9 protein-coding genes are annotated in these 13355 nt (G+C 68.3%); 7 read left to right on the top strand and 2 right to left on the bottom strand.

What is annotated here, in order from left to right; genetic code table 11:
* Positions 1-319: 319 nt before the first annotated feature.
* The gene (locus tag ACWF9G_RS32535) at positions 320-2170 is read right to left on the bottom strand and encodes a DUF4407 domain-containing protein (protein ID WP_452519968.1); all 1851 of its coding nucleotides are present in this window, start codon (positions 2168-2170) and stop codon (positions 320-322) included.
* A gap of 955 nt (positions 2171-3125) precedes the next feature.
* On the opposite strand from ACWF9G_RS32535, the gene gltB reads away from it, so the two are divergent.
* The 7 genes from gltB (at position 3126) to ACWF9G_RS32500 (ending at position 12618) form a co-directional block, all read left to right on the top strand.
* The gene (gene gltB / locus ACWF9G_RS32530; protein ID WP_452519967.1) at positions 3126-7778 is read left to right on the top strand and encodes a glutamate synthase large subunit; all 4653 of its coding nucleotides are present in this window, start codon (positions 3126-3128) and stop codon (positions 7776-7778) included.
* Positions 7771-9240 (top strand): glutamate synthase subunit beta, encoded by a 1470-nt coding sequence (locus tag ACWF9G_RS32525; RefSeq protein ID WP_379309200.1) that lies wholly within the window; start codon positions 7771-7773, stop codon positions 9238-9240. The genes gltB and ACWF9G_RS32525 overlap by 8 nt, the downstream gene beginning before the upstream one ends.
* Before the next feature lie 217 nt (positions 9241-9457).
* Positions 9458-10063: a tetratricopeptide repeat protein gene (locus ACWF9G_RS32520; protein WP_379309201.1), complete on the top strand. Its 606-nt coding sequence runs from the start codon at positions 9458-9460 to the stop codon at positions 10061-10063.
* A 363-nt stretch (positions 10064-10426) separates the two neighbouring features.
* Entirely contained in the window at positions 10427-10747 is a 321-nt protein-coding gene (locus ACWF9G_RS32515) for a hypothetical protein (protein WP_379309202.1), read from the top strand.
* Positions 10744-11781 (top strand): hypothetical protein, encoded by a 1038-nt coding sequence (locus ACWF9G_RS32510; RefSeq protein WP_452519965.1) that lies wholly within the window; start codon positions 10744-10746, stop codon positions 11779-11781. Before ACWF9G_RS32515 ends, ACWF9G_RS32510 begins: the two co-directional genes overlap by 4 nt.
* Complete coding sequence (locus ACWF9G_RS32505; protein WP_379309204.1) at positions 11778-12236, top strand: roadblock/LC7 domain-containing protein; 459 nt, start codon at positions 11778-11780, stop codon at positions 12234-12236. Before ACWF9G_RS32510 ends, ACWF9G_RS32505 begins: the two co-directional genes overlap by 4 nt.
* A gap of 10 nt (positions 12237-12246) precedes the next feature.
* Positions 12247-12618, top strand: a complete 372-nt coding sequence (locus tag ACWF9G_RS32500) for a hypothetical protein (RefSeq protein ID WP_452519963.1) — start codon at positions 12247-12249, stop codon at positions 12616-12618.
* Positions 12619-12678: 60 nt separating this feature from the next.
* Here the strand turns inward: ACWF9G_RS32500 and ACWF9G_RS32495 are convergent, their stop codons facing one another.
* Positions 12679-13224, bottom strand: coding sequence for a dihydrofolate reductase family protein (locus ACWF9G_RS32495; protein ID WP_452519962.1), 546 nt, complete (start codon positions 13222-13224; stop codon positions 12679-12681).
* Positions 13225-13355: the final 131 nt, after the last annotated feature.

Here is a 13355-nt window from a genome sequence, read left to right as displayed (position 1 = left end):
GGGCCGGAGGGATCCGGCCCCGCATCGTCTGGTCAGTGGGTTGGGGAAATTCGCGGAGCCCGCGGTGGTCACGACGGCCGGTCAGCGGGTTCACGGCATACCGCGGGGCCGGAGGTAACCGTTTCGTCTGGTCAGCGGGCTAGCGGCAGCTGCGCGGCCCACGGTGGCCGGGCAGCTCGGTGACGTCGCCGTCGGCGAACTCGCCGTAGCCGACCGGCACAGGCAGGCTGTCGCCCTGGCCTGCGGCCGGCGGTAGCTGGGCGACGCGGAAGTGTCGCCGCCGGCGAGCTCGTCGGCGGCGCCCAGGCCGTCGGGTGGATCAGCGGGCGGGTGGCAGTTCGCGCGGTCCGCGGTGGCCGGGCAGTTCGTTGACGTTGCCGCCGGAAATCTCGCCGTAGGCGCCCGCTTCAGGCAGGCCGTTGCCCTGGCCCGCAGGCAGCGCGGTGTACGTCGGCGCGGCCTGGTACTGGCGCGGGTCCGGGTGGTAGCGGGTCGAGGGTGCGTCGACGACGGTCGAGGCGATCTGCTGGGCGTAGGGGTACTGCGGCTGCGGGTACTGCGGCGCCTGCTGCTGGTAGCCGCCACGGGGCAGGTAGCCCTGCGCCGGCTGGCCGCCCTGCAGCTGGTAGCCCGCGGGCGCCATCTGCTGGGCCTGCGAATCCTGGGTGTCGACGGTGACCTTGCGGGTGCGGCGCAGGGTGAAGGTGACCTCCTCGACCTCCTCGAAGGCCTGCCGCGCGGTGCGCAGCGGGTGGGTCGCCGAGTCGATCGCGTTGGCGACGAAGGAGGGCACCAGTGGGCGGATCCAGCGGGCGGCGGTGTCGGTGAACGGCACCGTGCCGATGATCGGCAGCTCGAGCCCGCCGCCACCGGTGGGGGCCTGCGCGGGCGCGGCGGGCGCGCTCACCGGCTGCTGCACGGGCACCAGAGCGCCCGCCTGCGGCGCGGCGGCGGGCAGCGCGTTGGGGAAATACCCGGCGGGCAGCTGCGGTGTCACGTTCGGCTCCAGAGCCACGGAGTCGTCCTTTCGATGCGGCTCGGTGAAACCGAGCTCGAAACCGCCGATCGCGGCGATGATCCTGGTGCGCTGACGTTCTCGGTCGATGACGGTATCGGCTTCGATCGCCAGCCGTGCCGCGGTGAGTTCGTGGTCGGCGCGCAGCGCGGCCGTCTCGGTGCGGACCTCGGCCCGCTTCACCGCGATGGCGGCGTCGGCCTCGCGCTGAGCCCGGTCGGCGATCTCCGCGGCGTCGACCCTGCGGTCGAGCGAGGTCTCGCCGCGCCACCAGCGCAGCAGCAGCGGCAGCAGGGCCAGCGCGACGCCGGCGAGCAGAATGAGCACCCGCAGCGCGGCGGCGCCCGCGTGCGCGGCGGTGTAGCCGTTCATGGCCAGCCAGCGGGCGCCGAGCCCACGGTCGGCCTCGGCGATCGCGGTCGCCCGCGCCGTGGCGAGTTCGGCGGTCTCGGTGCGAACCTGCTGGTCGAGCTGCTCGGTGCGGGCTTGCTCGGCGGCGAGCCGCTTGCGGGCGTCGTCGAGCATGTCGTTGGCGGTCTGGGTCTCCGGCCCGCGGCCCGGCACGCCGGTGATCCGCGTCTGCGGGCACTCGGGCGTCGGGTTGTACTCACAGCGGGCGATGACCAGCGCGCGGTCGATATCGGCCTGCGCCTTGGCGATCGACACGTCGAGGGCGGCCCGGTCGGCGGCCGCCCGGTCGAATTCGGTGCGCGCGGCGACGACGCCCGGCGCGTTCTCGGCGCTCGCCTGCGCCCGCACGTCCAGTTCCCGGTCGACGGTGCCGCCGAGCAGCACGGTCGAGGCCAGCTCGGCGACGATGACGCCCGCCAGCACGCCGACGCCGATCCTGGCCGCGAGACCGACCCGATCGGCACCAGCGCCGGGCCGGGTGGTGGCCAGCGCGCGGCCGAGCGCACCGGCGGCTACCCCGGCGACGAGCGCGAGCGCGACGACGGCGAAGACACCGATGCCATCGGCGGCGGCGAGGGCGGCGGCGGTGACGATCCCGGCGATCGCGGCGAACAGCGCGACGGCGGCGCCGGTGACGACATAGCCGCCCTGTTCATGGTTGAAGGCCAGGTCGGCGCCGGTTTCGGGATCCTTGTGCCTGGGCGAGGCGAGGCCTCCGCCGAGCCAGGTGAGTGTGCGGGTCATCTGTTCTCCCCGGTTCTTGCGCTCCACTGGGCATGGCGAAACTGTCATGGATTCGTTGTGCCAGCGTGACAGGCGTCGAGCCGACACACCGAGTGGCGCGGCCCCTCGTGTGGTCAGCCTCACAGTCGAGCGAACCCGGCATCGGCGCGACGCGGCCGCGTGGGCGGGCACCGCCACCCACCTCGGCGTGTCGTCCCCGGCGATCCGTACCTACCGGTCGGTGGAGGCCATTTTGTGGCGAATGACACTGTTCCACAATTTGCCGGGAGTGTGCTGTCACGCACAATCGGCGGACAGACCGTACGGTCGGATCACTACCAAGGCACGTCGGAGCCGCTGTCGGGAATATCTCACCGTTTCCACCCCGGTTAGCGGAGCAGGCAGGTTTGACCTGCGCATTGTCTGGGAATTCTGCTGCGGTGCAGGTGAGTTCAGCTTTCGGCGCTGTGCCGACGGCTGATTCCAGCTCGCTCGTTCACAGTGTTCGCGCAGGTCGGCGCGGGTTGTTCGGGATCGATCCCGTGCCAGCTCTGCTTTACACTGGACGACGCGCGCGACGAAGCATGCCGCCGTTACAAACCCCAGCTAGACAGGTTTCTTAGCCCGACCTTAGTTGGTTGGGTCTGCGGTCTGACTTATCGTTTGCTCTTACGCCGAACGCACCCAGTTCGGCACAACCACCTGTTTCGAGGGCCGGTGAAACCGGACCAAGACTAGCGGGTGAACCCCCGCGCGGAGGTATGGGATGCGTAAGCGTTCCGTTACCTCTGAGCACCCACTACGTCAACGAAGCGGGTGGACAACTGGAGACGTGACTGCACGCCGCAAACCATCACCGCCGCTGGTTTCGGATCGTACGGACGCAGTCTTGACGGAGGCGAAACGACGAAGGGCCCAACTCAGCATCGCTGAGCGGCCGATCTCATCGACAGCCGACTTTCTTGAAGGCAGAGGCATGACGCAACTTCCTGGCCACAGGTCACCCGGTGCCACCGGGCTCTACGATCCGGCATTCGAGCACGACGCCTGCGGCGTCGCGTTCGTCGCAGACATGCACGGACGACGCAGTCGAGACATCGTCGACAAGGCCATCACGGCCCTTCTGAACCTGGAGCACCGCGGTGCCGCGGGCGCCGAGCCGAACTCCGGCGACGGTGCTGGCATCCTGATCCAGCTTCCGGACAAGTTCTTCCGCGCTGTGGTCGACTTCGAGCTGCCCCCGGTCGGCTCCTACGCCTCCGGTATCGCCTTCCTGCCGCAGTCCCGCCGCGAGGCCTCGCGTGCCGCCTACGGTGTCGAGAAGATCGTCGTCGAAGAGGGCCTCGCCGTGCTCGGCTGGCGCGAGGTGCCGATCGAGGAGTCCTCGCTCGGCGCGCTGGCCCGCGACGCGATGCCGACCTTCCGCCAGCTGTTCATCGGCTCGCCCAAGAACTCCGCGGAGCAGCTCTCCGGCCTGGATCTGGAGCGCCGTGCCTACGTGATCCGCAAGCGGATCGAGCACGAGCTTGGCAAGTCCGGCCCGGGCGAGGGCTCTGTCGGCAAGGAGTCGGTGTACTTCCCGAGCCTGTCCGGCGAGACCTTCATCTACAAGGGCATGTTCACCACGCCGCAGCTGCGCGCGTTCTACCTGGACCTGCAGGACGAGCGCGTCGAGTCGGCCATCGGCATCGTGCACTCGCGCTTCTCCACCAACACCTTCCCCTCGTGGCCGCTGGCGCACCCGTTCCGCCGGGTCGCCCACAACGGTGAGATCAACACCGTCACCGGTAACGAGAACTGGATGCGCGCGCGTGAGGCGCTGCTGCGTTCGGACGTGTTCGGCAAGGACGAGGCGGGCAAGAACCGCCTGCAGAAGATCTTCCCCGTCTGTACGCCGGGTGCGAGTGACACCGCGCGCTTCGACGAGGTGCTGGAACTGCTGCACCTCGGTGGCCGCGACTTGCACCACGCCATCATGATGATGATTCCCGAGGCCTGGGAACGTAACGAGAACATGGACCCGCAGCTGCGGGCGTTCTACGAGTACCACTCGATGCTGATGGAGCCGTGGGACGGCCCCGCCGCCGTCTGCTTCTCCGACGGCAAGAAGATCGGCGCCGTGCTCGACCGCAACGGCCTGCGCCCCGGTCGCATCTGGGTGACCGAGGACGGCCTCGTCGTGCTCGCCTCCGAGGTCGGCGTCCTCGACATCGACCCGTCCACCGTCGTCCAGAAGATCCGCCTGCAGCCGGGCAAGATGTTCCTGGTCGACACCGAGGCCGGTCGCATCGTCACCGACGCCGAGATCAAGTCCGAGCTGGCCGCGGCGCAGCCGTACCAGGAATGGCTCGACGCCGGCGTCAGCCGCCTCGCCGACCTGCCCGACCGCCCGCACGTGCACATGTCGCACGACCGCGTGCTGATCCGTCAGCAGATCTTCGGATACACCACCGAGGACCTGAACCTGCTGATCACGCCGATGGCCAAGACCGGCGGCGAGGCACTGGGCTCGATGGGTACCGACACCCCGATCGCGGTGCTGTCGAACCGGTCGCGCCTGCTGTTCGACTACTTCTCCCAGCTGTTCGCGCAGGTCACCAACCCGCCGCTGGACGCCATCCGGGAGAAGGTCGTCACCAGCCTCAAGCGCAACATCGGCCCCGAGGCCGACCTGCTGCACCCCGGCCCCGAGTCGTGCAAGCAGATCGCGCTCGAGCAGCCGATCCTCGACAACGACGAGCTGGCCAAGCTCGTGCACATCAACGACGACGGCAGCCACCCCGAGCTGCGCTCGGTGGTCGTGCGCGGTCTGTACCCGGTCGCCGAGGGCGGCGAGGGCATCCGCAAGGCGCTCGCGGCCATCAACACCCAGGTGTCGGCGGCCATCGACGGCGGCGCGCGCATCATCGTGCTGTCCGACCGCGAGTCCAACGAGAAGCTGGCGCCGATCCCGTCGCTGCTGCTCACCTCCTCGGTGCACCACCACCTGGTGCGCGAGCGCACCCGCACCATGGTCGGCCTTGTCGTCGAGGCCGGTGACGCCCGCGAGGTGCACCACATGGCGATGCTGGTCGGCTTCGGCGCGGCCGCGATCAACCCGTACATGGCCTTCGAGTCGATCGAGGACATGCTCGAGCGCGGTTCGCTGCAGATCCCCGGTTCCACCGGTGACCTGGCCGCCGACTTCCGCAAGGCCGTCGCGAACTACTGCACCGCGGCCAGCAACGGCGTGCTCAAGGTGATGTCGAAGATGGGCATCTCCACCCTCGCCTCCTACAACGGCGCCCAGCTGTTCCAGGTCATCGGCCTGGCGCAGGACCTGGTCGACGAGTACTTCACCGGTCTGCGTTCGCACCTGGACGGCATCGGTCTCGACGAGATCGCCGACGAGGTCGCCACCCGCCACCGTGTCGCGTTCCTGGAGAACCGCAACGAGCGCGCGCACCGCGAGCTCGAGGTCGGCGGCGAGTACCAGTGGCGTCGCGAGGGCGAGTACCACCTGTTCAACCCGGACACGGTGTTCAAGCTGCAGCACGCGACCCGCTCGGGTCAGTACTCGATCTTCAAGGAGTACACCAAGCTGGTCGACGACCAGTCCGAGCGGCTTGCCGCGCTGCGTGGCCTTTTCAAGTTCAAGACCGGTCAGCGCGCGCCGATCTCCATCGACGAGGTCGAGTCCGCGAGCGAGATCGTCAAGCGCTTCTCCACCGGCGCGATGAGCTACGGCTCCATCTCGGCCGAGGCGCACGAGACCCTCGCGATCGCGATGAACCGCCTCGGCGCCCGCTCGAACTCGGGTGAGGGCGGCGAGAGCCCGGCCCGCTTCGAGGTCGAGGAGAACGGCGACTGGCGCCGGTCGGCGATCAAGCAGGTCGCCTCGGGTCGCTTCGGTGTCACCGCGCACTACCTGACCAACGCCACCGACATCCAGATCAAGATGGCCCAGGGCGCCAAGCCGGGCGAGGGCGGCCAGCTGCCCGCGCACAAGGTGTACCCGTGGGTCGCCGAGGTGCGGCACTCCACGCCGGGCGTCGGCCTGATCTCGCCGCCGCCGCACCACGACATCTACTCGATCGAGGACCTGGCGCAGCTGATCCACGATCTGAAGAACGCGAACCCGCAGGCGCGGATTCACGTGAAACTTGTCGCGGAGCCGGGTGTCGGCACCGTCGCCACCGGTGTGTCCAAGGCGCACGCCGACGTCGTGCTCATCTCGGGCCACGACGGCGGCACCGGCGCCTCGCCGCTGACCTCGCTCAAGCACGCGGGTGGTCCCTGGGAGCTCGGCCTGGCCGAGACCCAGCAGACCCTGCTGCTCAACGGCCTGCGCGACCGCATCGTCGTCCAGGTCGACGGCCAGATGAAGACCGGCCGCGACGTCATGATCGCCGCCCTGCTCGGCGCCGAGGAGTTCGGTTTCGCGACCGCTCCGCTGGTCGTCTCGGGCTGCATCATGATGCGCGTGTGCCACCTCGACACCTGCCCGGTGGGTATCGCCACCCAGAACCCGGTGCTGCGTGAGCGTTTCACCGGCAAGCCGGAGTTCGTCGAGAACTTCATGCTGTTCGTCGCCGAGGAGGTGCGCGAGCTGCTCGCCGAGCTGGGCTTCCGCTCGCTCGACGAGGCCGTCGGCCGGGTCGACCTGCTCGACACCGCCGCGGCCAAGGCGCACTTCAAGGCCGCCAAGCTGGACCTGTCGCCGATTCTGGACATGCCGGAGACGGCGTTCATGAACCAGGACACCCGCTGCACCGGCACCCAGGACCACGGCCTGGACAAGGCGCTGGACAACGAGCTGATCGCGCAGAGCGCCGACGCGCTCGAGCGTGGCCAGGCGGTCAAGATCGAAACCAAGATCACCAACGTGAACCGCACGGTCGGCACCATGCTCGGCCACGAGGTGACCAAGCTCTACGGTGGCGCGGGCCTGCCCGACAACACCATCGACATCACCTTCAACGGTTCGGCGGGCAACAGCTTCGGCGCGTTCGTCCCGGCCGGTATCACGCTGCGCGTGCAGGGTGACGCCAACGACTATGTCGGCAAGGGTCTCTCGGGTGGCCACATCGTGGTCCGCCCCGCGCTCAACGCGCCGGAGAGCTTCGTCGCCGAGGACAACATCATCGCGGGCAACGTGATCATGTTCGGCGCCACCAGCGGCCGGATCCTGATCAACGGTGTCGCCGGCGAGCGGTTCGCCGTGCGTAACTCCGGCGCCACCGCGGTCGTCGAGGGTGTGGGCGACCACGCGCTCGAGTACATGACCGGTGGCCGGGTGGTCATCCTCGGTGGCACCGGCCGCAACCTCGGCGCCGGTATGTCCGGTGGTGTCGCGTTCGTCTACGACCCGGAGGGCACGCTCGGAGCGCGCGTCAGCCCGGATCAGGCCGAGGCGATCGAGCAGCTCTCCGGTGACGACTTCACCTGGCTGCGCGACATCATCACCGTGCACCGCGACGAAACGGGTTCGGCTGTCGCCGAACGCATCCTGAGCGATTGGTCCCAGCAGGTGAACCACTTCGTGAAGGTCATGCCCCGCGAATACAAGAAGGTTTTGCTCGCCATCTCCGAAGCTGAGAAGAGCGGCAAGGACGTGGACGAAGCGATCATGGAGGCGGCTCGTGGCTGACCCACAAGGTTTTTTGAAGCACACCTCACGGGAACTCCCGACCCGTCGCCCGGTCGAGCTGCGACTGCTCGACTGGAAAGAGGTCTACGAGGACAAGTTCTCGCACGACACCCTGCAGAAGCAGGCCAGCCGCTGCATGGACTGCGGTATCCCCTTCTGTCACAACGGCTGTCCGCTGGGGAACCTGATCCCCGAGTGGAACGACCTGGTGTACAAGGGCGCGTGGCGCGAGGGCATCGACCGCCTGCACGCCACCAACAACTTCCCGGAGTTCACCGGCCGCCTGTGCCCGGCTCCGTGTGAGGCGTCGTGCGTGCTCGGCATCAACCAGCAGCCGGTCACCATCAAGCAGGTCGAGGTCGAGCTCATCGAGAACGCCTTCGACGAGGGCTGGGTCACCCCGGTCTACCCGACCCGCCTGACCGGCAAGAAGATCGCCGTCGTCGGCTCTGGCCCGGCCGGTCTGGCCGCCGCCCAGCAGCTCACTCGCGCCGGTCACACCGTGACCGTGTTCGAGCGTGACGACCGCATTGGCGGTCTGATGCGCTACGGCATCCCGGAATTCAAGATGGAGAAGTCCATCATCGACCGCCGCCTGGCACAGATGGAGGCCGAAGGCACCATCTTCAAGGCGGGCGTGAACGTCGGTGTCGACATCACCGCCGAGCAGCTGCGTGAGCGTTTCGACGCGATCGTGCTCGCCGGTGGCGCCACCATCGCCCGCGACCTGCCGATCCCCGGCCGCGAGCTCGACGGCATCCACCAGGCGATGGAGTTCCTGCCGCTGGCCAACCGCGTCCAGCTCGGCGACGACATCACCGACGAGAACGGCCTGCCGCCCATCCACGCGAAGGGCAAGAAGGTCGTCATCATCGGTGGTGGCGACACCGGCGCCGACTGCCTCGGCACCTCGCACCGCCACGGCGCCGAGAGCGTCCACCAGTTCGAGATCATGCCGCGTCCGCCGGAGGAGCGCGCAGGCTCCACCCCGTGGCCGACCTACCCCCTCATGTACCGGGTCTCCTCGGCGCACGAGGAGGGCGGCGAGCGCGTGTTCTCCGTGAACACCGAGCGTTTCGTCGGCAAGGACGGCAAGGTCACCGGTCTCGATGCCCACGAGGTCAAGATGTCCAACGGCCGTTTCGAGAAGGTCGAGGGCACCGACTTCACCCTCGAAGCCGACCTGGTGCTGCTGGCCATGGGCTTCGTCGGCCCGCAGAAGCCGGGTCTGCTGACCGACCTCGGCGTCGGCTACGACGGCCGCGGCAACGTCCAGCGCGACAAGAACTGGGCCACCAACATCCCCGGCGTCTTCGTCGCGGGCGACATGGGCCGTGGCCAGTCGCTGATCGTGTGGGCCATCGCCGAAGGCCGTGCCGCGGCCTCGGCGGTCGACAAGTTCCTGGAAGGCGAGACCGCGCTGCCCGCGCCGATCCCGCCGACCGCTGTCGCCCAGCGCTGACACGCGAATACCCAAGGCGCCCGTGGACTTCGGTCCACGGGCGCTTTTTTGTTCCCAGGGGGTTGCCGAGTAGGGGGCTGAACGTGCTACGCACCAAAGATTTTCGGTGTGGAAGCAAACGACGTGGCTGATCTACGGTGCAGCACATAGACTTTCCGTTATCGATGTGTAACCGGTGATGATCCGAGGGGGAGCTGTGCCGTTACCGCCGGGAACGATGGCGAGCCTGCATCGCGCCGCGGAGCGCGGTGACGGTACCGCCATGCACAATCTCGCCAACATCTACTACGACCACAGCGATTTCGACGCCGCCGAGCATTGGTTCCGCCGGGCGGCCGCCGCAGGGCACACCCGCGCGATGAACAACCTCGCGGTCCTGCTCGACAAGCTCGGCGAGGTCGACGAGGCCGAATCCTGGTACCGCCGTGCGGCTGCCGGTGGCAACGCCAACGCCATGTACAACCTGGCGACCCTGCTCTACCAGTGCGGCGAGCGCCGCGACGCCGAAGCCTGGTACCACCACGCGGCTTTCGCGGGCAACGTCGACGCGATGTACAACCTCGCGCGCCTCTTCGAGGACCAGCACCGCCTCGACGACGCCGAAGCCTGGTACCGCGACGCCGCCGACAACGGCGATATCGACGCCATCAACAACCTGGGCATGCTCCTGCGCCGCCGCGGCGCCCTCACCGAAGCCCGCCGCTGCTTCCGCCGCGCCGCCGACCTCGGCCACCCCCGAGCCATGTCCAACCTCGCCGCCCTCCTCGATTCCCAAGGCGCCCACCGCGAAGCCGAATCCTGGTACCGCCGCGCGGCGGGCTGAGCGACACGCCGGGCGGGTGTTCGGGCGGACCGAGTTCAGGTTCGCGGCTCGTTCACGTCCCGTTCGTTATGTTCGCGAGATGGTCGCCGGGTGATAAAAGGCGGTTGAGCACGGGGTTTCTCGAGTCGACAGCGAATCCGGCTCAAGTTACCCAAAAGTATTGATACCGAGCGGTTTTCCAGCAACCCTCAGCAAACATGTTGGGGCACAGCAATTTTCCGGCGTTCGAGATGCGGGGATTTGCGGGTGGGTATAACGTCTCGTTTCGATAACCCTCTCGATGACAGGCCGGGGCGTGTGAATTCTCTCGACGGCTGCCTGAAACGCATCATGGATATTCCCGGTGCGTGCAGCGTGACACTGGTGGATGGGGCCAGCGGGTTGGCGATTGCCGCCGCTGGAGTGCACGACATCGTCGACGAACACGAGGATGCCGCTGGCACGACGGATGTCGTGCGCGCGGCGCTGAGCTGTTCGGCGCTGGCTACCGGGCGCGAAGACGACGACATCACCGAGATCGTCATCTGCCGCAACGGCGGATTCCACCTGTTGCGCCTGGTCGACGGTGATTTCGAAGGCAGGCTGTTCGTGCACGTCGTCTTCGACGGTGACACCGGCAATCTCGGGATGGCGCGGTATCAGCTGCGGGCCGCGCTCGAGGAACTGACGGGCGGGCAGCGATGAGCGTGGCACTTGCCGAGGAACTGCACAGGCTCGAGGAACAGGGCTCGACCGGGGTGCTGCGGGCCGGGGACGGGGAATTCCATCTGGCGCGCGGCGCGATCGCCTCGGCGGGCTGCCGTCGCACCATCGGTCTGGACCGGCTCGTCGTCGAGGCGGGCGTGGCGACGGCTGAGGACTGGCGCAGGGCCGGCGCCGGCGATCCCGGCCGGTTGCTGCGGAAGCCTCGACTGGAAACCCTTGCGCTGCTGTCGGTTTTCGACGCCGCGTACTTCCTGCTCGCGTCGTCGGCCGAGCCGGAATTCCGGCCGGCGCCCGAACACTGGCTCGCCCCGGTCTGCCGCATCGCACCTCGCGCACTGGTCCACGAATGCGCCCGCCGCAACGGCCAGGGACCGTGGCCCGCCGACCTGGTCGCCGCGGTACCGGTGGTGCCCGCACGCCGGGTGCGCCGCAATCGCGTGGTCCTCACCGGCGGCCAGGCCGAGGTCCTCGCCGCCGCCGACGAACGCCGCAGCATCGCCGAGATCGCCCGCGACCTGGGCCGCACCACGTACGGCTGCCTCGTCGCGGTCCGCGATCTCACCAAGGCGGGCCTGATCCAGGAACCCGACCGCACCGCAGCGGATCTGCCCCAGGAACCCGACCTCACCACAGCCGATCTGCTCCGGACCCCCGACCTCGCGGTCGAAGCGCCGCAGACCCGGCAGGCAGGCCGTCACCTTGCCCTGGCGCCGCACCCGGCCGACGACACCGCGCGACACCGGCGTCCGGCACCGGCGGCGCAGACAACAGGCGTGCCCGCGTTACCGAGGCGGATCCCGTCCGCCCTCGCCGCGGGGACCGTTCGTTCCCCGCACTTGGCGCAGGGAGCGAACGAAAGATCCGGTCGGCACGCGGTCGACGAGGAAGCGACCGCGTCCGCCCGGCGCCGCGGAAACCACCCCGGCACAGCACCCTACGAGCCCGAGCGCTGGCAGCAGGTGGACCGCGAACTACTCATCCGGCTCAGGGCGGCGTTGGAGGAGCTTGCGTGACCGTGCGGAAGAAGCTGCTCGGTGAATGGAGGGGAAAGTTGACGAAGGTGGCGATGCCCGTGCCCGAACGCAACACGGTCGTGCTGGCCGAACTGAAGTCGTTGCGGGAGCGGGTGCCCCGCCTCACCGGCTCGGTGGTGGCGTCCAGCGACGGGCTGCTCATCGAACACGACCTACCCCCGCATATCGAACCCGCGAGCATGGCCGCGATGGCGGCCGCGCAGCTGTCGCTGTCGTATCGGCTGGCGACCACCGCCCACGGCGGCGGGTTCAACGAGGTCGTCGTGCTCGGCACCGAGGGGCAGGTGGTGATCTACGCCGCCGGCTACACCTCGCTGACCGTGCTCGCCGGCCCGGAAGTGAACGTCGGCCGGCTCCATCTGGAGTCGCGGCCGGTGGCTCGCGCCATCGCCGAACATCTGGCGGCGGCGCACACCCAACAAGAATCCGAATGAAAGGCACGAGATGTCGAATATGGACCTGGCTCTGAAAGACATGATGGTGATAGACGGCGCGATCGGCGCCGCGGTCGTCGACTACAGCAGCGGCATGGCGCTCGGCATGCTCAGCAGCAGCAAGTCATTGGACCTGCAGGTCGCCGCGGCGGGCAACACCGAGGTGGTGCGCGCGAAGATGCGCACCATCGAGCAGCTCGGCATCAACGAGGACATCGAGGACGTCCTCATCACCCTGGGCAGCCAGTATCACGTCATCCGCCCGATGACCGGGCGCAAGTCCAAGGGCCTGTTCCTCTACCTGGCCCTCGACCGGGGCCGGTCCAATCTGGCCCTGGCCCGCCACCGGCTCAAGGGCATCGAAGAAGACCTGGAGGTGTGAGATCACACTGCCGTGGATATGTCGGCGACTCGTGTGGCCGCCGACATCCCACCGCGCCCGTCACGCCAGTTCGTTGGCGGTGACGGTGAGGACGTTGAGCTGCACACCGTTGTCGAGCGTCGCCGAGCTGGTCAGTTCGAGCGTCGCCTGGGTGTCGACATCGTTGAACAGGCGCAGCCCCTTGCCGAGGTGCACGGGGTAGACGACGAGGCGGTACTCGTCGACGAGGTTGTTGGCGCGCAGGAAGTCGACCAGGGTGCCGCTGCCGAAGACCACCAGATCCTGCTCGGCGCGCAGCTTTCCGATCGCCTCCGCGAGGTCGCCCTCGATGCGGGTGGCGTTCCATTCCAGCTCGGTCGCCGTCGTGGTGGCCACGTACTTGGGCATGGCGTTGATCCGGTCCTTGTACTCGCCGACCTCGGGGTGCTCGGGCCAGGCCGCCGCGAAGCCCTCGTAGGTGGTGCGGCCGAGCAGCAGCGCGTCGGCGTCGAAGATCTCGGGATTCTTGAAATCGCCGATCCGATCGTTCCAGTACGGCGCGGTCCAGGCCGGGTTCTCGATGATGCCGTCGGCCGAAATAAACTCTGCCACAACGATCTTGCCCATGATTCTCTCTTTTCTCTCGTTCTCGGTTGTCTGTGTAGACGAGACTGCCACGCGGGATTAATCGGTGCCGCGTCATGAGATCGTCGGCGGACTGTCGGAAAACAGACACGCTCGCCAAGTTGTGTGGCATC

The sequence above is a fragment of the Nocardia sp. NPDC055029 genome, from assembly GCF_053608525.1.
The sequence above is the reverse complement of the archived record's forward strand: the minus strand, read 5'-3'. Positions and strand labels throughout refer to the sequence as shown.